This is a genomic window from Pseudarthrobacter ribosi (assembly GCF_055412865.1).
On record NZ_JBVAYZ010000001.1, the window covers coordinates 152,068 to 175,965 of the forward strand.

The following is a 23,898-nucleotide window of genomic DNA, read 5'->3' on the forward strand; positions in this document are numbered from 1 at the left end:
TTGTTGATGCGTTGAGCTCTCCGGTTTTTCGTCAGGGCACCAGGATGGCCCGGCCGCGTACTTTGCCCGCTTCGAGGTCGCTGATCGCCTGTTGGAAGTCGTCGAGGGCGTATTTCTGGGTATGAAGGGTGACGGCACCCCGCGCCGCCAAGGCCATCAGGTCCTGGAGGTCGTTGTAGGAGCCGACGAGATTGCCGATGATGTTGATCTCGGCTGAGACGATGTCGATGGTAGGGACGTCGATGTTCTCGCCGTAGCCCACCACGTAGTAATCCCCGGCCTGGCGCAGCATGGCGAGGCCTTGGGCGGTCGCGCCACCTTCGCCAACGAAGTCGATGAGTGCCTCCGCCCCATGACCGCCGGTGAGGGCAAGGACCTGCCCGACCTGTGACCCGTCAGCCAGGACGCCCTCATGTGCTCCGATCTTCGTGGCCAGGTCCAAGGCGGCAGGGTTACGGTCTACAACGACGATGCGGGCCGGTGTTAGCGCTGTGAGGACTTGGATTCCGATGTGGCCGAGCCCTCCGGCGCCGATGACAACGCATGTGTCCCTTGCGGTCAGCCGCTTGGCCGCCTTAGCAACCGCGTGATAGGCGGTAAGGCCGGCGTCGGCCAGGGCCGCGACGTCGGCGGGTTCCAGGGAGTCGTCGATTTTGACGACGGAGCGGGCGGATGTCAGGAGGTATTCGGCGTATCCGCCGCTGGTGTCGATACCAGGGAACTTGCTCTGCTCGCAGTGCACGTCGTCCCCGGAACGGCAGGCACGGCACAGACCACACGTGATGAGGGGGTGCAGGATGACTTTGTCGCCTTCCTTCACATTGGTAACTGCGCTACCGACTGCGTGCACCCATCCGGCGTTCTCGTGGCCGATGGTGTACGGCAGGTGGACCTGCGATTTTTCCGCCCACTGGCCTTCGAGAATGTGTAGGTCCGTACGGCAAACCCCGGCTCCCCCGATTCTGACGACGACATCAAAGGGGCCAGTGACTTCGGGGGCCGGCACTTCTGCCATTTTCAGGCCCTCGTGGTAGCCGACAACCTGGACGGCTCGCATGGTGCTCATGGGTGAATCTCCTTGACTATTAGCGGAAGTAGTTCGTGGTGGTCTGCGGCCTCAGCGCCATCGGGCCGCGCGCTCTGGTCCGCGCCGGATCCTTCATAGCGTGTGCGCAGCAGACCCCGGCAGAAATGCGCGTTCCCGTCAATGGAAATGCGGGTCGAGCGGGCCCGGCGCAGTGCCACCGGAACGGCATCGGGGGGATACGGGTGCCCTTCGTGGTTAACCAGGACAATCGAATCGGCCGCTTCGGGCAAGCCAAGCGCTGCCCGTCGGCGCAGCAGCGCTTCCTTGTTCCTTCCAGCCGGAAGGTCCCAGAGACGAATGGTTCCCATCTCCGTTTCCACGAGACTTGCGGTGGCACGCAGGAGATCAGTCAGGCATCGCTCCATTGCAGCGGTGTGAGCCTTGCGACGGAACGTCCACTCCAGCTCGTCCAGACTGTCCTCAGCCTCGTGCAGGAACGTGCCGCGGTACCCTGCGTCCGCGACCAGCCCGGCGTTGATGAGGTCGGAGTCGTGGTGATCGTCCAACTCGACGACCACCTGCGTCACGGTCGGCAGCGCCGAGATCACGTCCTTGCTGTCGGACGCCATCAGGTAGGCGAAATTGGGCGAGCAGAAGGAGGTGGGCAGGCGCAGGTGAACTTCCACCCGTGCACCACCGACACTGGCCTGGACCTTAAGGGAACGAACGAAGCCAAGATCAGTGATCGGTTCGTCCAGTTCCGGGTCGAACACCGAGTCCAGGGCACGGCGGATGTCCTCCTCGGTCACATCCCAGCGGGTTTCAGCTGCAGGATCGAGGTGCAGAGCTGTCACTGGACGCCTGCCAGGTCGGCGCGTTCGGGCTGTCGCGGTCCTGTCTTTGTCTCGTCCGCATCGGGAAGCTGAATCTCGGCAGGCACCGGGATGTCGTACATCTTCGCAGCGTTGAGTCCCAGGATCTTCTTCTTCTGGGCAGTGGTGAGCGGGGCATATTCGGTCATGTCTTCCGGGATCTGGAAGTCAACGAACCGCTCAATCAGCCAGCGGGGTGTCCAGATGGCGTAGTCACTGGAGAACTGGATCCGGTCCTCTCCGATCCAATAAATGAGCTCGCCGATGATCTGGGCGAAGTACCGCGGCCGCGTGTGCATGAAGGGCATCGCGACGGCCAGGCCGCCATGAACATTGGGCTCCTGGGTGGCGATCCAGCAAAAGTCTTCCAGCCGGGGCAGACCGACGTGCTCGACCACAAAGTTTAGATCGGTGAAGTCTGAGGCTGCGTGGTCGACGTCGGCGACGTCGAAAGCGTCCCGGTCCAGCGGGCGGACAGTAGGACCCTTGTGGATGTGGATGTTCTTGATGCCGAGTTTGCGGCACTCCTCGAAATACCGGTAGGACCAGGGGTCCGAGAGCTTGTACCCACGGGATTCACCGTGCCACTCGGCGGTGTAGAGCTTCACTCCTTTGAAGCCCATCTTTTCGTGATCGGCGCGGAGCCGGTCAAGGCCTGCCTCACCATCGCGGGGGTCATAACAGTGGTTGTACGTGAGCTTGTCCGGATTCGCCGCGGCAAGGCCGTATGCCTCCTCCACCTGTGCGAATCCGTTCTTGTAGAACGCGCCGAGATAAGCCGGCTGAAAGATCGCGTGGTCGACGTAGCCGTCCTCGAACAGATCCTTCTTGAGGCGCTCGCCGCCCTGGTAGAGGAATTCCTCGTAGGACCACTGTTCCGCGTCGGGAGAGAGGTTACGGTGGTAGTCGTAGAAGCAATCGATGAACTGCTTACCAGGGATATTCCTCTGGTTTTCCGGGCGGGCGTCCCACAATGCGATGTGGGCGTCGACAATGAAGTAGTTTTCGCCGTCTTTGCTGTACATGTCCGGTCTCCTTCTGGCGACTGCCGTAGTCGCGACATCATCGAGACTAGGCTGGTGGAACAGCTGGCAACATGTGGCGTGTGTCTCATTTTGAGACGGTTCTCTTCCGACTGGGATCGCGAGACAAAGTAACCTCGAAGTATGGAGACGAGGAGGACGGCGATGATGCCGAACAAGGACGAGGGGAAGGTCAGCCTGGCGCACGATTACGCCGGCCAGCTCGCCACTCCGGACAAACGCCTCCTCGCTTCCTGGCAGCGGAGCGAGGAATACGGCGTTTCCGCCGAAGTAGTGGATCCGATGTGGGCTGGCTCCGCAGGGACTGACTCCCTGTTTTTCCAGTGCGGTCAGGAAGTGCTCACCGGCCTCTACAGCACTCTGGCGAACGAACCCTTGAGCCTGATGCTTACCGATGCCAACGGCTTGCTCCTCAACCGCTTCAGCGGAGACACCTCCCTCTTGCGGGCGCTCGACAAGGTCCATCTGGCGCCAGGGTTCGCATTCTCCGAAAGGGAGGCCGGGACCAACGGCATGGGATTAGCGCTGGCGGACCGCGTCCCGACCCTTGTCCGCGCTGAAGAACACTACAGTGCCAGCCTCCGGACTTACACCTGCGCGGCAGTCCCTGTCTTCGATCCGGTCAGCGGATTGCTGGAAGGGAGCGTCAACATCACCACATGGTCCCGCTCATCCCCGCAATTGCTCCTGGCGTTGGCAGAATCAGCTGCGGGCAACACCTCGGCCCTGATGCTCGCAAGGTCACAGGGCCGCAAAGGAAAGCCCGGACCGAAGGGCGGCGTCTTCCGCATCCAGAGAGGCAAACTCGAGCCGGCCGCCGGAACGGTGCGGAAAATGTCGTCAGCTTGGACAAACGCCCTCGATCAGGCGACTCAGGCCCTGGCGGCCGGAAGGGTTGTTGCCGCTGTAGGGGAGCAGAGCACGGGGCGCGCAACTCTGCTGGCACAGGCCTTGCGGCAAATTCAGCCCGGGAGCCGTATCATCTCAGCGGCCGCCCCCGCCCCCGGCGACGTCGACGCCTGGCTGTCCTTGTGGGCCCCCGAACTGGCCAAACCAGCAACCGCTGTCATAGTCGAAAATGTAGACCTGCTGCCCGCGTGGGCAGCACAAGAACTCCACGCCCAAGCCCACAGCGCAGTTCGGGCACTTCCCCTCTCCCAGAGCGGGAGCGCGCCAACGCTCGCCTGGGCCGTCACAGCTGCGAGGCACGACGGCATTCCGCATCCCCTGGCAGGCATGGTCGATACGGTGATTTCTGTTCCCGTTCTGCGGGAACGCGGCGAGGATGTCCTGCACTTGGCCAGATACGCCGCCCGCCAAACCCGCCTGCGGGAAATCAACTTCACTGGCGCCGCGGAAAAAGTACTGATCGCCCATAGCTGGCCGGACAACATTGACGAGCTTTTCACCGTCATCCACGCCGCCGCTGTCCAGACAGAGACCATCGACGTCAGTCATCTGCCTGCCTACCTTCTGGGCGGGAGCAGCCGGCAACTGAGTCGGATCGAGGCGGTGGAACGCGACGAGATCGTCCGCTGTCTTTCCAAGCACGGGGTTACAGTAAGCGGGGCGGCAGCAGAACTGGGCATCAGCAGGGCGACCATCTACCGCCGCATGGCCAGGCTGGGGATCACAATCCCGAAGTAGGCAGACACGGCACGGACCCTTGGGACCCCTCAAGTTGCGGACCGTGTCATCCCGAGAGGAGATTGTCCTCCTACCAACCTCGACACCAACTGCCTTACTAAGAATGGCGCTGCCCTCGAGAGGGCGGCGCCATATGGTTAGCTTCGCGAAACCACTGCAAGCAAACGGCTAGCCACGCGCCCACCTCGAGCGAGAGCCGCGCGCAGGGGCATTCAGCACAGGCACAGGACACGCAGTCCACCTAGGACTAGAGCATCAAAACGATCCCGCGTTAGACGGCCATTTTGGTTCCAAGAATTTTGAACATCGTGGGGCCTTTCGCGCTGTCTGGAAGCCGCGGTCCTCTGGGTATGTTCCTATTTAGTGTGTTCAGCCACTGCCGGATCACGGTTGTTCCTTTGTTCGGGCCACGGGCCCGTTGATGCCTGCCTCACGGTAACCGGACGCATTTGTAAGCGGGGTTGTCCCCGTCGGGGCAGAGGATGCCGGGTTTGGCCCAAGCGTAGTTCAGGGCCAGGGATGCCCGGCTGAAGTACTGACGCGCGAGTCAAGTCGTCTCTAAGTTCACGGAAGCGGCGGGTGATGAGGAGCCCTTCGCCGTGGCCCATTTTCGTTGCTACGGCAGGAGGTGCGGGTTGAATGGCGATGGTCAGTGTTTCCCCGCTCGTCCGCTTTTCCCAGGGTCAGGGATGTGATGTCGGCAACGGGGTAAGCTGTCCAAGCTTTCAGGACCCCGCCGCTGAGAAGCAGTCTGTCCTGGGTGAGCGCCACGAGGGTCCTCGCGCCGGTGACTTCTCCAGCCGCGATGGTCAGCACTAATTCGTCGCGGCGCATGATACTGACGAGGGCAGCCCTCATTGGGGCCGTCGGGGGTGCATTTCCGGCGGGCGAGGCAGCCTCGCCGATGCCGTCATCAAAGATCAAACCTTGCGGCAGTTGATCCTCCATGCCCAGCAGGTGTTCAATTTGCTCACCTGCGAGAACGCCGGCAGCCCAGGAGACAAGCGTCTCGGTACGGGTAGTCGTAACCGCAGCGGTAATGTCCCAGGCTGCGCGGCGCCGAAGGAGCGACCGGCTGCCGCGGAGCACGACCGTTCCCGGGCCGGAGGATGTTAGCGTGAGCCTGCGCGTGGCGGCCGCGACCCGGAGCAGCTCAATCGCTGTGGTCTGGTCGATCAAGAGCGTCCAGCGGAGCAGAGTTGCGTCATCGGTCATGTGTACTTCCCTTCGGTGCATAGTTCGCCGGAGTTTGTTTCTGGCGGCTGTCTAGTTCAGGCCCGCGCCGGCGGAGGCCAAGGACAAAGTTGCGTGTCAGGGTTGGCCCGCCCTACGCGGAGTGGCGATCGTGGCGGCTCACGGTATAGGCGCACCTGTTCTCCGGCGAAAACGGACACCGTGCTGTCCGGCGGGGATTCCGTCTTGGACCCAGGCGCGCGCTGTCGGCGACGGAACCCGAAGTGCCTATCGGAAGGGATAGGTGAGGATTTCTTGGCTGTAGCGAGGATCTTTGAAAACGAAAGACCCCACGGGAACGGTCCAAGGGCGTTTCGGACGTGGGTACCCTGACGAAAGCGTAGTCAATGGCGCCTGCCGGCGCGGAGTTGCTCTTCGAGGACAGATGCATCTACGGGTCTTCCGAGCAGGAATCCCTGGGCGCGTTCGCAGCCCATGGCACGCAGTGCGTCCAGCTGTTCCGGTGTTTCAACACCCTCGGCGACAACGCGCAGTCCCATCCCGTGGCCGAGTCCGACAATACCGGCGATGAAACCGGAGGATCCGCCCTCCGCGAGCCGTGAGGTGAACGACCTGTCGATCTTGACTTCCGTGACCGGGAGCCGGTGCAGCTGGGCCAGGGAGGAAAATCCGGTGCCGAAGTCATCGATCGAAATTGCAACACCGGCGGACCGCAGGTCGCGCAGGTTGTCGTCGTTCACCGTTGATTCGGACATTGCCTGAGACTCGGTGACTTCCAGGGTGAGCGCCGCTGCCGGCAACCCGGTTCGAGCCAGGGTGTCGCGGACAAACGCCGGGAATCCCGTGCTACCAAGCTGGACTGCCGACACGTTGACAGCAATTTCGATCGGATATCCAGCAGCCCGCCAATGGGCGCCGGCTCGGCAGGCCTGGGTGATTACATGGGCGCCGACTTCAGCGATCAGATTGCTGTCCTCGGCTAAGGGAATGAACTCCCCGGGTGAAAGCAGGCCAAGTTCGGGATGGTGCCATCGGACGAGAGCCTCAGCGGCGACGATTGCGTGTGTTGCCACATCGATTTGGGGCTGGTACTGCACCCGCAGTTCGCCGCGGGCTGCAGCGCCGCGCAGGTCCGTTTCGAGCCGGAGGTAGTCCTTGGGCTGCACTCCCGGGGGCGTTTGGCCGCGGGCCCGCGCCTTGGACTGATACATCTCGAAATCCGCTTTCTCTAGGAGCAGGCGGGCTGATTCGGACTGTGAAGCGGTCCCCTCGCCCGGGAGGGGACCGCTGACACTCGTTCCGATGGCGACATCAACGAAGACTTTCCTGCCCCCAACCTCGACGGGCTCGGCAAGGCTGGTCCGGACCCTGGCGGCTACGTGGTCAGCTTCCAACGGGTTTTGGATGTCGGGCAGGAGTATGACGAACTCGTCGCCGCTGTAGCGGGCGACCGTGTCACTGTCGCGCACAGCGATTCCGAGCCGGGCGGCGACGTGGCGGAGAACGCTGTCACCGGCGGCGTGGCCGAGGCTGTCGTTGATCCGCTTTAGCCGGTTAACATCGCAGAAGAGCAGGCCCACCCGACGTCCATTCGGACCGGCCTGAGCCAGTGCAGTTTCCAGACGGTTCTCCAGCAGCGCCCTGTTGGGGAGCCCGGTCAGTGGGTCATGCAAAGCCTGCCTGCGGGCGTCCTCTAGCAGCCGGATCTTCTCCAGGGACACCGCGGCCAGACCTGCCAGCCCGCCCAAGCGTTCGGTGAGGGCGCCCTCCAGATTTCCTGGAGACTGCTCCACCCAGTGTGCCAGCACGATTCCTGTGAGCTGGTTCCCGGCCATGATCGGTACTGCTGCAAGTGCCGTGATGGCGAAGTCGGCGAGCATATTCCGAGCCCACGCCGAGCTCTTCCCGTCGAGCAGGAGCGGAATGCCGCTGGTGAGCAACTCGGAAAGCTCCGGGCTGTCTTGGGGGGTCGTCTGAAAATTGGCGACTTGGTCCGCCAGATCGCCGTGCCAGCCGCTCATCCCGGCGATCCTGAGGTGACCTTTTTCGTGATCCCAGAGCGCAATCGCGGAGCGGTCGGCCCCCGAAAGTGCAGGCACCGCCTTGGCGATCGAACCGGCGAGTGCCTGCACCGTGGAATGCTGTGCCAGCGCGCGTGAGACGTCGAGCAGCAGCTGCGCCGTTTCGCCGTGTTCCCGGGCTTCGGCGACAACCCCGGCAATGTCGAGACTGATGGCGGCGTGCCGTGCATAAGCGGCCAGGGCTTCGGTATCTCCGGGAAAGAATTCCTGCCCCTTATGTGCCACTGCCGCCAGAACACCATAGAAATGCTTCGCGGAGGCGACAGGAACGCTCAGCACCGGCAACCCCGCCAGGGCGCCGGAGCCCCTGGACAGAGTTACTCCGTCGTCTTCGAGCTCGGCCGCCAGCACGGAGCCCGTACCGCGAATCCGTACATGGCGTCCTCCCGCGGGGAGCCGGACGGCCAACATATGTCCTGGCGCGTGCACGGCGCTGTCCGCGCGCACTAAAACCCGGTCGAGCACCTCCTCCAGAGGCGCGGTGCTGACCAGATCCGAAGCTGCCCCCTCCAGCGTGCGTAGCCGGTGCTCAGCGGTTGAGCGCCGTCCGGTCGACGGGTTCTCCGCCTTGAGCTTGCCCAGCAGGAAGCGCAGACGCTGAAGCGGCGGTGCGGTCCATGTCACGTCGTAGATGCACTCCGGACCGCCGTCGAGTTGGCAGATCGTGCCATGCTCCACGCGTGCCGGCGCTAATCCAAAGAGCACGGGTATTTGGGCGAGGAAGCCGACGTTGTAGTCGCAGTCTATTCGGCTGGGACTGTGGGGCGGGAGCACCTTCCAAGTAAGCGATGCCGAACTTTGCTCTGCCCAGTCGCACTTGAACACGGCGGCGGAATCAAGTCGAGTGGAAAACTGGGAGATCCCGCGGTACGCGGCTGCGGGAGATCCGGTTGCCCTGCCCAGCCTTCGCATAGGCTCGATAGCAGGATCCCGGAAAGACGCCGGGCCCAGACGGAGCCCGATCCGGGGATCGGCAAGCTCGGCCGCGGCGGACTCGAAGAGCCGAAGCTTGTCAGGGTACGAAATCCTTCCCCCAACGCTCTCCAGCTGCACCGCCTGCTCACGCAGCCCCGCCCGCTCCAGGACACGATCAACACCCTCCGCGCCGACCTCCTCGGCCACGACGTGCAGCAAGACCCGCGTCGTCACCGTTGACGTACCGGGCACCGCACGGGTGATTCCAGGCATGAAATGACGCCTTTCAGATAGATAGTTGGGCAGGATAAATTCCAGAAAACCACAGGCAGATTCAAGCCACAGCACGGGCACGTCAGCACATGAATCTGATCGCGTGCAGGGCCGCAAACTTGCCTCAACGGGAACAGGGTCCGGCAGACATCGAAGCCGTAGGCTCGGACGCCTGGGCAGGGAAAGTGAATTTTAGATGCGTTGCCCGAGGGCGCGACAAGGCAGTGCTAGGGAATGGTGAGCATACCGGGCCCTTTGCTGTTCGGCGGCCCGGCTGACCTCGTGGGTCCCGTGGCTTTGCGTCGCCGGCTCGCACCGGGTTTGCCTTTATCGTCGAGCGGATGCTCAATCGAGCGCTATGGTAGCAAATGAAAGCCGGCTGATCTTGTGGGACACACCGTGGCCGGCCACGGACCCTCCGTGGATATCGGGCAACTCCACAGGAACCGCCACACTTTCTGCCGCCATTTATCGCTGCGATTTAGCTGCCGTTCCTCGCTAACGGCGGTCTGCCCCTAACGGGGTCATGAAATCCTTGCATACGAGAACCTGGGCTCCGGTGTGGTCGGATCAGCTTTGACGAGCCGGCAGACGCAGGCACCCGAACGCTGGGTCCCCGGCCGCCCCAGGGCCTTGATTCGCTGTCAGAGGATGCGTTCGACGGTCTGCCCGTAGGGCACGCTGGTATCCAGGGCTGCTGTGTACTTGGTGGCGCTGTGGCGGGTCAAGAGGATCCCGGCCCGTGGATGGGCGGCGGCGCCGACCAGTTTGTCTACTGCCTCGTCCAGGTGTTGCTGAAGGCTGTCGGCGCGGGTTGCGGTGATGCGAATGGTGTCGGGGTCTATGATTTTCAGGTTCATCGGATCCTTATGTGGGTCTCATCGCGGCGGACAGTTTGTCGTTGGCGCCGGAATGCCTCCGTCAGATTCCGGTGTGGGATTTGGCGGAGGCATTCGCGGTGGTTGGGAAGGTCCGTGGTTATCCCAATTTGCCGGATCCGGCGCGAGCCAGCAGGATCAGTTCGTCCCACAGCTCGGCGGGAATGTCCCACCCGGCGAGGTCGGCTGTCTGGGCAACGCGGCGGGGTTCGGACATGCCTACAATCGTGGACGCGACGCGTGGATCCCGGGTGGAGAACTGCAGCGCCGCGGCGGCCAGGGGCACATCGTGCGCCTTGCACAGCTTCTCCATCTTTCGCACCCGCTCGATGATGGCCTGGCTGGCTGGCCCGTAGCAGTAGTTGGGAACGGCGTCGGGGCCTTTGACGAGCATTCCGCCACCAAACGGTGCGGCGTTGACGAACGCCACGCCCCGGGAGGCTGCGTCCTGAATGAGCCGTTCGGCTGTTTGATCCACAAGTGTGTATCTGTTGTGGCTGATGACGACGTCGAACGCGTCGGTTGCCAGATACTTCAGCTCAAGGTCGATGGGGCCGCCGGCGACGCCGAGGTGTTCGATCACGCCCTGGTCCCTCAGTTCAATGAGGGCCTCGAGGGGACCGCCGGCCGCGGTTCCTTCTTCGAAGGTAATCTTTTCGGGATCGTGGAAGTAGACGAGCTGAAGACGGTCCAGGCCGAGCCGTTCAAGGCTTTCCTCCACGGACCGGCGGACACGGTCTCCCGAGAAGTCGGTGGTCCCGACGATCGGGTCTACCTTGGTGGCCACGACGAAGCCTTCCGGCAGACCGCCCGCTTCCGCGAGGGCCTGGCCAATCCGGCGTTCGCTGTCGCCCCCGTGGCCGTATTCGTTAGACGTGTCGACGAAATTGAATGGACCTTCCATGACTTTGCGGATGGTCGCCACGGCGGTGTCAGTGCTGACTTCGTAACCGTACTGGGTGGGGTGGCTGCCCAGGGCGCTCGTTCCCACGCAAACAGGTGAGACTGACAGCCCGGTACGGCCAAGAGTTCGGTTTTTCATGCTTTTTCCTTTTGGTTATGTGTGGAGAGATCGCCCCTAGACATTTGTCAAGGTCACGGTTGCGCGGTCAGGACCGCGTCGCCCCGCAGCGCTGAGCGTGTGCCCAAGGTTGACGGATGGAGTTGGAACTCCCTTCCGATCCAGCGGCTTCATGAATCAGAAGGGAGAGATAGTGATCCTGGCAACCGTCAGCGAGGGAGTATCCCTCGGAACGGTTTTCTGGAAGGGTGTTCAACAGGCAGACGGCCATGGCGATCTCCTCGTCCGAGAGCCGCGCGCCCGGGAAGGGATTACGGTAGATGACCCGGCCCCCGACGCTGAGCGTGTCCAGGTCGGCGCCCTCGAGGTTGCCGTCGATGCCTAGTTGACGGCGCACGATCGGGGCGCTGACAGGTGCGCCGTCGTCCGCCAGCCACGTGAGCTGGTCGCCCACCAGTTCTGCATGGCTTCCGCGTACCTGGATCTGCCGCCGACGCAGTGGATTGAACCACTGCGTGTCTGTGAAATCGTAAAGACCTGTCTTGCTGCCGAAGCCGAGAATGGCGAGGGTCTGGCGCTTGGTCCCAAGGTTCTGGTTTTCGGGCCATCCGGTTCGGTCGGGCCCGGACATGATAGGAACGTCGTGGGCGGTCGCGAGGACACGTACGGGATCGCTGCCAGTGTCCATGAGCGCCCGGAGGATGGCGACGGCATGGTAGTCATGGGTCCAGGAGACGGACGCAGAACTGACCTCGCCGAAGATTCCGTCTTCGATCAGGCATCGGGCGCCGGCAAATGTAGGCAGGTACGGGTGCTGTTCAGCTACCTGGACGAGTCCTGTGTGGCCGACGTCGTTCCACAACTCAGTCATCGAGAAAACGTCAACCGCGGGCGGGGTCTCGGTCAGGACGGGGATGCCCAGCGCGACCAGGGTCCGCAGCACGTGCGGGTTGGCTTCCCGCGGAACACAGGTCACGGCTACGTCCGGCCGCAAAATCTCGACAGCCTCATCGACGGTGCGGAAAGTCGGCAACTGCCACTGCAGCTCGATCTCCGCTCCGCCTTCGGCCGTCCGCGTGACCGCGCCCACGCAGGTGAGCAGCTCCGGCAGTTGCCGGGCGATGCGGAAGTAGAAGTCGGCGCGCCAGCCGCGTCCGACGACGAGAAACCGGTGCGGTTGCACTTTAGCGTCGGTGTTCATGCGCCCGGAATCAGCACGGCTCGGGCCAGAAGGTTACCGGACTTCAGCCGCGACAGCGCTAGGTTGGCTTCACTGAGGGGAAAGTCCTCGTGTACGGAGCGTAGTTTTCCGTCGGAGGCCAGGCCCAGCACCTCGGACATCTCCCAGCGGCTGCCCAGCACGGATCCGACCACTGTCTTTTCGTCGCCGATGTCCATGGGCCCCACCGTCTGGGCCACACCGAGGACTACGCGGCCGCCTGGCCTGACCACGCGGATGGCATCGGCCACGGCATGATCCGATGGAGCGAAGACAATGGCAGCGTCCAGCGAGGCGTCCGGCAGCACCGGGCCGCCTTCATGCCCGGCCGGGACATACGACGCTGTCGCACCCAGCTCTTCAGCCAGGCTACGGTGTGCGGCGCTCCTGGTAACGGCGTAAACGTCGGCCCCCGTGAGTGCAGCCATCTGTAGAACCATATGTCCGACGCCGCCAACGCCGAAGACTCCGATTTTCTGGCCAGGGGAAAGCTGGGCTTTCTTCACTGAACCGTGTGCGGTTATGCCAGGGCACAGCAACGGGGCCGCTTCGGCGTCGGAGAGCCCTTCAGGGATTTTGTAGGCGTAGGCCGCGTTGGCCAGCATGACTTCGGCATAGCCGCCGTCCCGTGTTTCACCGGTGATCTGGCGTGCTCGGCAGCGCTGCTCGTTCCCTGTCAGGCAATGTCCGCAGAGACCACAGGTGGACCAAATGGGCTGGACGCCGATCCGGTCGCCCACGGCCAGGTTGGTGACGCCGCGGCCGAGTACTTTGACCCTGCCGACCACCTCGTGTCCAGGGATGATCGGCAGGCTCGCCGGCGTGCCCGGCAGCCAGTCCCCTTCGATCATGTGGAGATTGGAACGGCATACTCCGCAAGCCAGTACGTCGATCGATATTTCGCCGGGGCCAGGTGTCGGTTCGGGGACTTCGACGTAGTCCAGCGGGTTGCTTTCGATGGGACCGTGGGTGCGGAGGATGGCGGCGTACATGGGGCTCGCTTTCAGGGGATCCGGATAATTCGGAGGACGACGGCAGGTAAAAGGTGCGGGCGCCCGGCGGTGACCCGGGCGCCCGCATTATCTGGTCACTGGACCAGGTGGATGCTCCCTTAGCGGGAGCCGCCCGACGGCGGAACCAGCAGGCCGCGTTCGATGAGCTTGTCGATGTTGCCTGCGCGGCGCTTCTCCTCGCGAGCCAGCCAGCCCTCGGCGGGGAGATCCGTCAGATACTGGTTCTTTTCGTAGATCGGTTGTTCGTAGATGCCTGCGTACATTTCGGTGCGCAGGTCCTTGAACCAGTTGGTGACGCCGTTAGCGCTGCGTGAGCGGCGCAGGGCCTCGATGTCGATGACGGAGCTCACGAACGAGTCGCCGCCGCTGACGCCGGCCTGCTTCACCAGCACGTTGCCCTTGTGGTCCACGATCATTGACTGGCCGCCGAACAGGTCGAACAGGCTGCCGTCGTCGTTGCGCTGCGGGCCGAGGTTCGGAGCGACGACGACGACCTGGTTGAACATCGCGTGCGCGCGGTTCTGCAGATCCCACATGCCCGCACCAACCTGCGGTTCGATCAGGGTGCCGCGGATGATGATCTCGGCACCGTTCATGGCCAGGCCACGGGACGTCTCGGGGTAGGCGCCTTCGTGGCAGATGATGTAGCCGATGTTGCCGATCTCGGTCCTGGCCACCGGGAAGAACGCGTCCAGGACGCTGCCGTTGCCGCGTTTTTCGACGAACTCGTCCCAGATGTCGTGCGGGTTGGTGGTGCCCAGCGCGCCGCCTTCGTAGGCGTCGGACGTGGACTTGTAGCGCTTGTAAATGACTTCACCGTTGGGATCGATGATGAACGCCACGTTGAACAAATGGCCCGGGAAGTCCTCGTCCTTGACCAGATACAGCTCACCGGCGATGTATGTGTTCAGCTGGCGGGCTTTCTGGCCCAGGATGTCAGTTTCGGGTCCGGGGATCGTCATGGCGAATGCTTCGTGGGCTTCCCTGTTGCCGGCTTTGAAGTCCGGCAGCATGCCCTGGATCGCCATCTCGGGCAGGACTACCAGCTTCACGGGTGCGCCGTCGGTGCCGGCGACCATGACGGCCGGGTCCATGAAGTCACAGATGCGCTTCGTGTTTTCGATCGCGTCTTCGCGCTTCTTGATCGTGTGGACGACGTTTGACAGGGCCACGATGGAATACGGGTCAACCATTGGTTTCTTCTCTTTCTTTTTCTTCACTGGAGTCGGCCCGGATTCAGGCCGACTGTTCGGTTTACAGATGGTCTTGCTGGTCTGGAGAAGCATCACCCGGAGGCGCTAGACCTTCTCCAGAATTCGGTCGGCACTCAGGTACGCGAGGGCCTGCAGGGTCTGGGTGGGGTTGTAGCCGGACAGGGTGGGAAACTGTCCGCCTCCGACCACGTAAAGGCCCTTGCATTCATGGGACTCGCCGTAGATGTCCACGACGGAATCCGCGGGATTTTCGCCCATGCGGTGGGTGCCCACTTCATGGGTGGAGAGGTGGTAAGCCGGTGGGTTGGGTTCGGACCAGAACTGGGTGGCGCCCATTTCGTCGGCGATGTTGCGCTTTACTTTTTCGAAGTAGTTCAGCGCAGCAACGTCGTGCTGGGACCAGTCGTGGGTGATTCGAAGCGCGGGCTGGCCGAACTTGTCTTTTACCGCCGGGTCCAGGTCGCAGTAGTACCGTTTCGTCGGGAAACTCGGGATTTGGTTGTGGATGCCCATGAGTTTGCGGTAGTTCTCGGAAAACCAGTCCTTGAATTCCCCGCCCCAGCGGCGCATACCCGGTGGCAGGTTGTGTGCGGCCTCGATGGGCTGCAGGTCTCCGGGGATGCTCGTGAGGACGGATCCCCAGAGAACACCTTCGTCGTTGTCCGGCACGCCGTCGCAGTTGAGATCATCCACCACGCTGGCAGCCACCAGGGGCGCCATGAACGGGTTGCTGAACTCCGGCAACACGAGCGTGCACCAGCCGAAGCTGTGGGTCATAAAGTTCTGTCCCACCTGTCCGTTGGCGTTGATGCCGGAAGCGAGCAGCAGCCGGCTGTTTTCGAGGGCGTAGCAGGCGACAACCACCAGGTCAGATTCAACTTCGTGCACCACGCCATCAGCGTCGAAGTAGGAGACGCCGGTGATTCTGCGTCCTGTCGCGTCGCGGTTCAACCGGAAGACGCGGGAGGAGGAGCGGATTTCGAGGTTGCCGGTCTGGAGCGCCGCCTCCACCGAGGTGATACGGCTGGACTGCTTGGCGTTGACGTGACACAGGAACCCATGGCAGAAGCCGCAGTATTCGCAGCCCTTCAGCGACTTGTAGTCCGTGGAGGCCACGGCCGCGGGCTGCTGGAATGGGCGGTAGCCGAGTCTTTCACAGGCGGCCTTGAAACGGTCGTCGGCCGGTGCCCGGCGCAAGGGCGGCATCGGGTACTCCCGCTGGCGGTCGGATTCGAATGGGCTGCCTGCCGGATTGTGTATTCCCTTGACGTTCCCGGCCTGGCCGGAGACGCCGAGTTCCCATTCGACCTTGTCGTAGTAGGGCTCCAGATCGCCGTAGGTCACCGGCCAGTCCACCATGGTGGAGTCGCCGTCCAGCGCCTCGGGCCCGAAGCGTTCCTCGATGAGTGACTTCATACGGAAGTCGGAGTCGCGGTGGCGCCAGGAGGCACCGCCCCAATGAAGCGTTCCGCCGCCGGGGCCGATCGACGGCGGCAGGTGCAGCGGTTCGCTGTTGCCGCGGACGCCGGCTGCCCACGGCAGAAGTTGGGCCTCCGTCGCTTCATTCGGCCGCCACGTCACCGGATCGGTGGACAGCTGGGGAACGAGGGAGCCCCGGGAGTAGTACTTGACCTCGTCATGCTTGAAGGTGAACTCTTCGTTGCTGTGCATCGGGCCCTTGTCCAGGGCAAGGACACGCACGCCGGCCTTGGTCAGCTGTTCAGCGATGATGCCGCCCGATGCGCCCAGGCCGACGACGATGGCCTCTGCTTGTTCAGGCATTCGTGCCCCTCAATTCTTTGCGTAGATCTTCCAGGGATTTGATGGGGATGGTGGTCGAGTCGAACCCGGGCTTCATCTGTTCGGCGTTGTAGCCCCATTGCGCTCCGGGGAAGCCGACCAGCTGCCAGCCGAGTGTGTCGTGGTTTCCGCCGTACTTCGGGTCACAGAACATGCCTTGGATGGTGTGTTCCCAGACCAGCGCGAAGAAGGTCTCCAGCGGGTGGGGGACATCCGGGTGGGAAGAGGACTCAGCATTCTCAATCCGCTCCAGGAGGCTGTCCGCGGCGGCGCCGGACAATCTGGCGAACGGGGACCCGTACAGGTCGTTACTGAGGGCATTGAGTGCTTGGACGCCTTCTCGGTAGCACAGGCGCAAGGCTTCGTCCTCGTCCGCAGCGGTCCGATCGATGAAGACAATCACACGCGCCTCGCGTGCACCCGCCCTGCCGTCGTCGTTCGGGAAGATACGTTCGCAGACGGCCTCGATTGTCTCGGCCTCTGCCTGCGTGAGGAACTGCCACTGGGTCACGGTTGTATCGCTACTTGGCGACATCGATCTTCTCCTTTTCCTTTCGTTCGGATGGGAGGTCGGCACCATTCCCGGTGTAGCGCTTCTGGAACACGAGCTTTCGTATCGCACCAGGGAGCTTGTTTCCCACCCCGCTGGTGAACAGCACTGCGAGGAGGATGACTGCGCCTTTGACGATCAGCTGCGGCTGGGCCTGGATTCCAAGCAGATCCATGATGTTGAGAATCACGGCGATAATCAGGCCGCCGAGCACCGCGCTGATGGGGTCTCCCGTGCCGCCGAACAGTGAGGCGCCGCCTACCACTACGGCCGCGATGGCGTTCAGCTCGTATCCTTCGCCGATAATCGCGCTGCCTTCCGTCAACTGGGCAGCGATCATGACGCCGCCAAGCCCTGCCAGCAGAGACGAAAGGAAGTAGGCGCCGACGATGTCCCGCTTGATCGGAAGACCCGAAAGCCGGGCGGCTTCGGGGTTCCCGCCGATCGCGAACAGGCGGCGTCCGTAGCGCGTCTGTGACATGGTCACGGCCAGGACGATCATGACGATCATGGCGATGACGACAGGGGCAGGCAGGGGCCCAAAATCGGCGGTGAAAGCGGACAGGAAACCCTGATCGTCAATGGCCACCTGGCGCCCCGTCTGTAGGATGTACGCCACTCCACGGGCAATGCTCATCATCGCGAGTGTCACTATGAACGGGGTAATTCCTCCATAGACGATCATCAGACCGTTGAAGATGCCCACGAAGCCAGCGACCAGCAGCGCCAGCAGCAGCGCCAATGGCCACGAGACGCCCGCCTGCAGGGCAAGCCCCACAGTGACGGAGGATAGTGCGGCTACGGCCCCGACCGAAAGATCAATGCCGCCGGTAACGATGACGAGATACTGGCCGACGGCAAGCACGGAGACAACCGATGCCGTAATGAGCACGGCTATCAGGTTCCGCGACGTCATGAAATAGGGAGAAAGAACGCTCCCCACCGAAAGCACAAGGGCGCCGACCACGAAGAGATATCCCTTGGAGCCAAGCGAGCTGGTGAATGTACGGAGGGCATTGACGGCAGCGGACAGCCGGGAGGTCTGGGGCCGAGGCGGGGTGACTGGACTGGTGTTTAGGGACACGAGTTACAACTCCATTGTTAGAACTGGTTCTTGGGTGATCAGTTGAATCGATTAAGGACGGCGGCTTCGCCGTGTTCGTCGATCTCGGCACGGTCCACGGTCCCGGAGATCCGGCCACGGCTGAGGATCAGCACGCGGTCGCACATGAGCGCTTCATCGATTTCTGAGGTGATCACGATGACGCTGCCGCCGTCTTCCACGAACTGACGGATAAGCTCATAGATTTCGAGCTTTGCACCCACGTCCACGCCTCTTGTGGGTTCCACGATGATCAGTGTCTTGACGCCGCTGACCAGCCACTTGGCGAGGGCAACCTTTTGCTGATTGCCGCCGCTGAGATTGCCGACGGGTTGCCTTACGGACGCCACTTTTATGGCCAGCGCGTCCCGCATGCGGAGGGCGGCCCTGTGTTCGCTGCCCCGGTTTAGGAAGAATCCGGGTGAAAACTTCGCAAGTGAGGCCATGGTGATGTTCTCGGTCACGGACATCGTGAGCGCCAGGCCTTGGGTCTTGCGTTCCTCGGGCAACAGCCCGAGGCCGAGCCTGATCGATTCTGCGGGATCCGCTGTGTGCCGCTTCCGGCCGTTAATCTCGAAACTCTGCTGGGTCGATTTCTCCGCCCCGAACAGGGCCGCAGCCAGCTGACTTTGACCGTTCCCGGACAGGCCGGCGACGCCCAGCACCTCACCGCGATGGAGCGTCAAGTCGATGCCGTGGAGGTCATGGCCGTCCCGGAGCCCCCTGACGGCCAGGGCTACCTCTCCCGTGGTTCGGCCCACACCCAGGCGGGGCGTCTCGCTGGAGCTCAATTGCAGTTTCGCCGACTGTTCCGTGCTTACTCCGCCCAGCATTGCTTGCAGGATCAGGTCATGGCGGCTGGCGTCGGCCTCATGGACCGCCACCCGCCTGCCATCACGAAACACAGAGATCTTGTCGCAGATTTCATACATTTCGTCGAAATGATGCGAGATGTAGATGATCGCGATGCCAAGTTTCTTCAGCTGGTTGAGGAGGTCAAACAGTTGGCGGACGTCGTGCCGGGGCAATGTAGCGGTCGGTTCATCCAGAATCAGCACACGGGCATTGCCGCTGACAGCCTTGGCGATCTCCACTGCCTGCCGGTGCGCGATCGGCAGGGAACCGACGGAGGCCCGGACGTCGAGATCAAACCCGAGGCGGAGCAGCTGCTCCCGTGCCTGTGACCGGACCGCCCGCCAGTCGACAGTTCCAAGCACCGTCCGGGGCAGCTCGCCGACGTAGATGTTCTCGGCCACGGAAAGGTGTGGCATCAGGCTGAGTTCCTGGTGCACCGTCATGATCCGCGCCCGCTGGGCCGCATGTGGATTGTCGAAACTGACGGGGGCCCCGTCAAGGAGGACTGTTCCGGAGTCAGGTTTTTCCACTCCGGACAGAATCCTTACCAGTGTGGACTTCCCGGCACCGTTCTGCCCGGCAATGCCGTGAATTTCTCCAGGCATGATGTGCAGATCGATATTGCTCAAAGCCTGGGTGCCGGGGTAGGCCTTGGAAACACCGGCCACGGCGATCAGTGGCCGTAAGGCAGTCTCAGCGGGCGCAGTCATGATTGCTCCTGCTTACTCTTGGCCGGCGAAGGCGAGGCCCTCGGTCACGTACTTGGACGCGTCCTGTGGTGTGACGGCGAGAGCGGGGAGCACACGCGTGGCCGGTGATCCGCTGCATTTGCCGGTCGGCTTGCCGGACATGGCGGCGATCGCCTCATCCACCGCGTAGCCCGCCTGCAGGGCAGGCTGGTTCAGACCGTCCGCCACGACAGGTGACGACGGGTTGGTGGCCATGCTCTTGATGACGTCCATTCCACCGTCGAATCCGGCGATGACAACCTTCGTGTTGCCTTGCTGGTCCATCAGTCCGGAGCCTTTGAGGGCCTCGGTGACGGCGGGCATGACGACGTCCGTCTGGTTGAACACGACGTCAATATCCGGGTTGCCGGCGAGAACGTTGCGCATGGCGGCCAACGTCTTGTCCGGCAGTGCTTCGCCGTAGTTGTTGGGGATCCGCTTGGTCTTCACACCCGGGTGTTGGGCCATGTACTTCTCCCAGCCGGCCATGAAACCATTCTCCCGGCTCTGCGTGACCAGTTCCTGGGGGAACAACGCCTGGATGTACAGGCTAATGGTGGAGTTTTCGCCCTTCTTCGCCACGGCCGCGGCAGCGGCTTTCTCGCCCACGAGGGCTGCGGTAGCCTCGCCGTCGTCGTGAACGTTGCAGGAGACCTTCGCGGCGAGCTCTTCTGAGACCCTGTCGTTGACGACGATGACCGGGATGCCGGCCGCCTTGGCGGCTTCGATGCCGCTGGCAATGTTGCGGTCACCCACGGGTTCGATGATGATCGCCTTGGCGCCTTTGTTGATGAAGGTGCGCATCTGCTGGATCTGGGTCTGCGCGCTTCCTTGCGCATCGACCGCCTCCATGGTGTAGCCCTTGGCTTGCCCTGACTTCACGGCGCCGTCGGACATGGTGCTCAGCCAGGAGTTTCCGGCGATGAACCGCATCGAGATGCCGATCAGGCCTTTTTCGTTGGAGGACGAGGAAGCGGCGGGCGCTGTCCCGCCGCATCCCGTCGCGACAATCATCGTCGCGGCAGCCAGGGAGGAGATGAGAGCGAAGCGCGTAGCGCGTTTTGTAACCATGATGCTCCTAAAATGGGTAGGGTGTAGCCACAGATTGGTGGGGTGCAAGCCAGATGACGGATGTAAAGATCACCGCCGTGGCATCGAGACTGCTGTCGGGGGACTAGCGGGGGCATTCTCCCGGCTGATACCAGTCGGTACAAGGTTCCTTAAGGGCTCGGTTACGGTCGAGATCGTCGCTGATTTCCACCTTTATCGGGACGCCTTGGCCCTGATAAAGGGTGCCCTCGTGTTGGACGGCGGCAGCCGCCCACGCCATGCCCTGCCGTAGGGCTTGGCTTCCGCTTCCGCCGCCGGCCAGGAATCCGGCTAGCAGCGCGTCGCCGGCGCCGACAGCGCTGACGACGCTATCGACGGGCGCGCGACCGTAGTAGCAGCCGGAATCGTCGAGGAGGATTGCTCCGTCGGATCCCAGGCTGGCCAGGACTGCCCGTGCACCTCGTTGCCGGAGTTCGGCAGCGGCGTCGACGACGTCACCGAGGTTCTCCATCGCCCTGCCGGTGAGCTCCGCGAGCTCGCTGGCGTTGGGTTTGATCAGGTCCGGCCCGTACTGCAGCACTTTCCGCAGGGCCTCGCCCGAGGTATCGACTGCGACGCACGCGTTCCGCACCCGTGCACCGACTACCAGCTCTGCATATATAGACTCGACTTCGCCTGTAGGAAGGGTCCCGCAGGCGACCATCCAGTCGCCTTCGCCGATACTGCTCAGGGCCGCGGCGACCAGGGATGCCGCTTCCGCCCGGTCGAGCGTAGGGCCAAGCTCATTGATTTTTGTCACTGTCGCGTCGGGTTCCACGAGGCTGACGTTGCTGCGGATCTCGCCCGCGATGGGAACGGCCAGGTAGGGCACACCCATGGCGGCCAGCATCGAAGTGATCTGTGTGCCGGCGAAGCCGCCTGCGGGTAGAACCGTCAGGACGTCGATCTCGTGGGCGTGCAATGCAACCGCCACATTCACGCCTTTGCCGCTCGGCTCGCTGTAGGTCCGCAGGCTGCGTACAACCTCTCCACGGGGCAGCGCTTCAACGCGCATGGTCCGGTCCACACTGGGGTTCGGCGAAACGGTCACAATCATGCCAGCTGCACCTCGACTCCCGCCGCTCTCAGTGCCTTCAGTTCACGGCTGTCCGCGCCTTCGTCGGTAATCATGAGGTCGATATCGGCCAGATCAGCGTGCTTGCAGTTACTTACGCAGCCAAACTTGCTGTGGTCAGTTAACAGGATTCGCTTGCGGGCGCTGGAAAGCATGAGCCTCTTGACGGCTGCCTCTGCAGGGTCCGGAGTAGTCAACCCGCGATCCACGGACACTGCGTTTGCTCCCAGGAAAGCCACATCAACATTGATCTCACCGAGGGACCTTGCAGCCCAGTGGTCCACTTGGGCCGCCGTCAGCGGCCTTATCCGGCCACCAAACGTGTAGACGGTCAGGAGAGGCCGGTCAAGTAGGGAGGCCGCGATGGTGAGCGTATTCGTATAAACCGTCGTCTCCCGGTCGCGGGGGAATAGATCCGCCAGACGTGCAGTGGTCGAACCTGCGTCGATCAGCACTGACCCGCCCGCGGGAAGGTGTTCGAGGGCCGCCTTGGCGATCCGGGTCTTTTCTTCGGCAAAGCCAGTGCGTCTGGCAACCGCGGGTTCATAGGTCAGGCGACCGACGGGCACCGCACCACCATGTACGCGCCGCAACAGGCCAGACTGTTCCAGGAACACCAGATCTTTTCGGACCGTTTCATTGGTTACAGCGAGGTCCTCGGCGATTCCTGTTGCGTCGACCCGTCCCTCTGTACGGAGCATGGTTAGGATGAATTCGCGGCGTTGTTCCGGATAGAGCAGCCGCTGGTCTTGACGGGAAGCGTCTTCGATTTCGGTCATGACGGCACCCTGTCTTTTGAGGTGTTGTCCGGCCCGACGGGGGAGCCCTGCTGCGGGAAAGCCGCAGCGGGAGTTTGGGCCGGCGCCGGAAAGTCATGAATGTCTCCAAAGAGGCCCGCAGCCATTCCGCCAAACAGGGCCGCTCCGCGGGCTCCGGTCTCCTGGACCGAGGAGAGCCGCACCTTACCGAAGGCCCGCTCCTTGGCCTTGAGGAGTGCCGCACTGCGGGACCATCCACCAGTCACCACCATGGAGGCATGCGGACCGACCACGGCGTTCATCGCGGTGTGGACTTCGTCCGCCTGGACTGTGACCGCGTCCACGGCGGCCATCCATACCCGGGCCGGGGTCACGTGGCCCGATATCCCTTCGAGAGTTAGCGAGGCGGGATCTTTGCCTCTGAGACGAAGGCCGCCAGTGCGGGTGCCCGCTGCTTCCTCGTCGAGACGGCAGATGTCACGGGTGGACTGCCCGAGCATGGACAGGGTGGTCTGCAGGATCACTCCGGCTTGCGTGCCGCCCAACATCGTCCACTTGTCCGCAATAGCCGACCAGCCAACGGTGATGCCCGCCCGGGTCAGTTTGAGGACAGCGCCCGGCTCCAGACCGGGATCAATCGTTCGAACGAGGGCCTCTGCGGTGCCGCAGGAGTCCAGTACGTCTCTTGTTCCGCCGGCGCCTGCGCCGACGACCGCTGCCTGATGGTCGTGACCTGCGACTGTGAGCGCGGCTCCTGTTAGACGGCTCAAGCCCGCCTCGGGAGCAACGGTGCCGATATTGGTGCCGGCCGTGACCAGCTCCGGCAGGAGGGATACGTTGAGGCCCGACCACTCCAGTGCGTCGCTCCACCAGTCTCGGGTCGCCAAGTCAAGCCAGCCCGTGCGGGACGCCAAAGATTGTTCTGTGACCGCTTCGCCGCCGAGCGAAAAAGCTATCCATTCGGCGATATTCAAACGGCGCACGGCACGGCCGGCGGCGGGAACATGGTTCAGCAACCACCGGTGTTTCGTCAGCGACCATTGGGCCCGCAAGGGCAGACCCGTCCGCCTTGCGAAATCGTCGTCCGTGACATGGTTCCTCAGGTCCGCCAGCTCCTGGCCGTCCCGGGTGTCATGCCACGCGATTATGGGAGTGAGTGGTCGGCTTTGGGCATCAACAAGGACACCCGACTCACCCATGCTGGTAATGCCGAGCGCGGCAATCCGGCCGGAGGGCGCATCCTTCAGGGCTATTGACAGAGCCGCCTTTGCTGATTCCAACAAATCGCAAGCGGCGACTTGCACGCCGGACGCCGAGGTGTCCCACGGCGTGCGGGCACGGCCCTGAGCCAAGATCTTCCCGTTTTCACAGACAACTACTGCCTTGCTTGATGTAGTTCCGACGTCCAGACCGACTGTTAGCACCATTGCCTTGTCACCTCCTTGCCTTCCATTGCTTATTGCGTTCTATTGGATATTCTTGTGTTTACTTGGAGTGTTGTCAAGGTCACATTCCAAAGTCCTGTGATCGCAGCCGCGTACGAG

General features: G+C 62.9%; 19 protein-coding genes and 1 riboswitch. Of the genes, 1 reads left to right on the forward strand and 18 read right to left on the reverse strand.

The window, feature by feature from the left end; all coding sequences use genetic code 11:
* Positions 1-31: 31 nt before the first annotated feature.
* From ACZYZ5_RS00670 to ACZYZ5_RS00680, 3 genes are read right to left on the reverse strand one after another with little or no spacing between them, the layout of a single operon-like run.
* Positions 32-1,066: an NAD(P)-dependent alcohol dehydrogenase gene (locus tag ACZYZ5_RS00670; protein ID WP_463898459.1), complete on the reverse strand. Its 1,035-nt coding sequence runs from the start codon at positions 1,064-1,066 to the stop codon at positions 32-34.
* Positions 1,063-1,881 carry an iron-sulfur cluster assembly protein gene (locus ACZYZ5_RS00675; protein ID WP_463898461.1) on the reverse strand — a complete coding sequence of 273 codons (819 nt, stop codon included), beginning with the start codon at positions 1,879-1,881 and terminating at the stop codon, positions 1,063-1,065. The genes ACZYZ5_RS00670 and ACZYZ5_RS00675 overlap by 4 nt, the downstream gene beginning before the upstream one ends.
* Positions 1,878-2,924: an amidohydrolase family protein gene (locus ACZYZ5_RS00680; RefSeq protein WP_463898463.1), complete on the reverse strand. Its 1,047-nt coding sequence runs from the start codon at positions 2,922-2,924 to the stop codon at positions 1,878-1,880. The genes ACZYZ5_RS00675 and ACZYZ5_RS00680 overlap by 4 nt, the downstream gene beginning before the upstream one ends.
* A 162-nt stretch (positions 2,925-3,086) precedes the next feature.
* On the opposite strand from ACZYZ5_RS00680, the gene ACZYZ5_RS00685 reads away from it, so the two are divergent.
* Positions 3,087-4,589 (forward strand): AAA-type ATPase lid domain-containing protein, encoded by a 1,503-nt coding sequence (locus tag ACZYZ5_RS00685; RefSeq protein WP_463898464.1) that lies wholly within the window; start codon positions 3,087-3,089, stop codon positions 4,587-4,589.
* A gap of 564 nt (positions 4,590-5,153) precedes the next feature.
* Here ACZYZ5_RS00685 and ACZYZ5_RS00690 read toward each other — a convergent pair.
* From ACZYZ5_RS00690 to ACZYZ5_RS00760, 15 genes are all read right to left on the reverse strand, one after another.
* Positions 5,154-5,804: a hypothetical protein gene (locus tag ACZYZ5_RS00690; protein ID WP_463898466.1), complete on the reverse strand. Its 651-nt coding sequence runs from the start codon at positions 5,802-5,804 to the stop codon at positions 5,154-5,156.
* 362 nt (positions 5,805-6,166) lie between these two features.
* Complete coding sequence (locus tag ACZYZ5_RS00695) at positions 6,167-9,169, reverse strand: EAL domain-containing protein (RefSeq protein WP_463898469.1); 3,003 nt, start codon at positions 9,167-9,169, stop codon at positions 6,167-6,169.
* 144 nt (positions 9,170-9,313) lie between these two features.
* Positions 9,314-9,388: riboswitch (cyclic di-GMP riboswitch) on the reverse strand.
* A gap of 308 nt (positions 9,389-9,696) precedes the next feature.
* Positions 9,697-9,912 (reverse strand): hypothetical protein, encoded by a 216-nt coding sequence (locus tag ACZYZ5_RS00700; protein WP_463898471.1) that lies wholly within the window; start codon positions 9,910-9,912, stop codon positions 9,697-9,699.
* Between the two features lie 118 nt (positions 9,913-10,030).
* The gene (locus ACZYZ5_RS00705) at positions 10,031-10,972 is read right to left on the reverse strand and encodes an aldo/keto reductase (protein ID WP_463898472.1); all 942 of its coding nucleotides are present in this window, start codon (positions 10,970-10,972) and stop codon (positions 10,031-10,033) included.
* 67 nt (positions 10,973-11,039) lie between these two features.
* Entirely contained in the window at positions 11,040-12,152 is a 1,113-nt protein-coding gene (locus ACZYZ5_RS00710; RefSeq protein ID WP_463898474.1) for a Gfo/Idh/MocA family oxidoreductase, read from the reverse strand.
* Positions 12,149-13,162, reverse strand: coding sequence for an alcohol dehydrogenase catalytic domain-containing protein (locus ACZYZ5_RS00715; protein ID WP_463898476.1), 1,014 nt, complete (start codon positions 13,160-13,162; stop codon positions 12,149-12,151). The genes ACZYZ5_RS00710 and ACZYZ5_RS00715 overlap by 4 nt, the downstream gene beginning before the upstream one ends.
* Positions 13,163-13,281: 119 nt before the next feature.
* On the reverse strand, positions 13,282-14,376 hold the full coding sequence (locus ACZYZ5_RS00720; RefSeq protein ID WP_463898477.1) for a nitrilase-related carbon-nitrogen hydrolase: 1,095 nt from the start codon (positions 14,374-14,376) through the stop codon (positions 13,282-13,284).
* 105 nt (positions 14,377-14,481) lie between these two features.
* The gene (locus tag ACZYZ5_RS00725) at positions 14,482-16,179 is read right to left on the reverse strand and encodes a GMC family oxidoreductase (RefSeq protein WP_463898478.1); all 1,698 of its coding nucleotides are present in this window, start codon (positions 16,177-16,179) and stop codon (positions 14,482-14,484) included.
* On the reverse strand, positions 16,172-16,732 hold the full coding sequence (locus ACZYZ5_RS00730) for a gluconate 2-dehydrogenase subunit 3 family protein (RefSeq protein WP_463898480.1): 561 nt from the start codon (positions 16,730-16,732) through the stop codon (positions 16,172-16,174). Before ACZYZ5_RS00730 ends, ACZYZ5_RS00725 begins: the two co-directional genes overlap by 8 nt.
* Entirely contained in the window at positions 16,719-17,714 is a 996-nt protein-coding gene (locus ACZYZ5_RS00735) for an ABC transporter permease (protein ID WP_463898481.1), read from the reverse strand. Before ACZYZ5_RS00735 ends, ACZYZ5_RS00730 begins: the two co-directional genes overlap by 14 nt.
* A 155-nt stretch (positions 17,715-17,869) precedes the next feature.
* Positions 17,870-19,414: a sugar ABC transporter ATP-binding protein gene (locus ACZYZ5_RS00740; protein WP_463898483.1), complete on the reverse strand. Its 1,545-nt coding sequence runs from the start codon at positions 19,412-19,414 to the stop codon at positions 17,870-17,872.
* 12 nt (positions 19,415-19,426) lie between these two features.
* On the reverse strand, positions 19,427-20,503 hold the full coding sequence (locus ACZYZ5_RS00745; RefSeq protein ID WP_463898485.1) for a sugar ABC transporter substrate-binding protein: 1,077 nt from the start codon (positions 20,501-20,503) through the stop codon (positions 19,427-19,429).
* A gap of 103 nt (positions 20,504-20,606) precedes the next feature.
* Positions 20,607-21,578 carry a 1-phosphofructokinase family hexose kinase gene (locus ACZYZ5_RS00750; RefSeq protein WP_463898487.1) on the reverse strand — a complete coding sequence of 324 codons (972 nt, stop codon included), beginning with the start codon at positions 21,576-21,578 and terminating at the stop codon, positions 20,607-20,609.
* Entirely contained in the window at positions 21,575-22,375 is an 801-nt protein-coding gene (locus ACZYZ5_RS00755; protein WP_463898489.1) for a DeoR/GlpR family DNA-binding transcription regulator, read from the reverse strand. Before ACZYZ5_RS00755 ends, ACZYZ5_RS00750 begins: the two co-directional genes overlap by 4 nt.
* A complete protein-coding gene (locus ACZYZ5_RS00760) occupies positions 22,372-23,781 on the reverse strand; it encodes an FGGY-family carbohydrate kinase (protein WP_463898491.1) in 1,410 nt (469 codons plus the stop codon). The genes ACZYZ5_RS00755 and ACZYZ5_RS00760 overlap by 4 nt, the downstream gene beginning before the upstream one ends.
* Positions 23,782-23,898 lie beyond the last annotated feature (117 nt).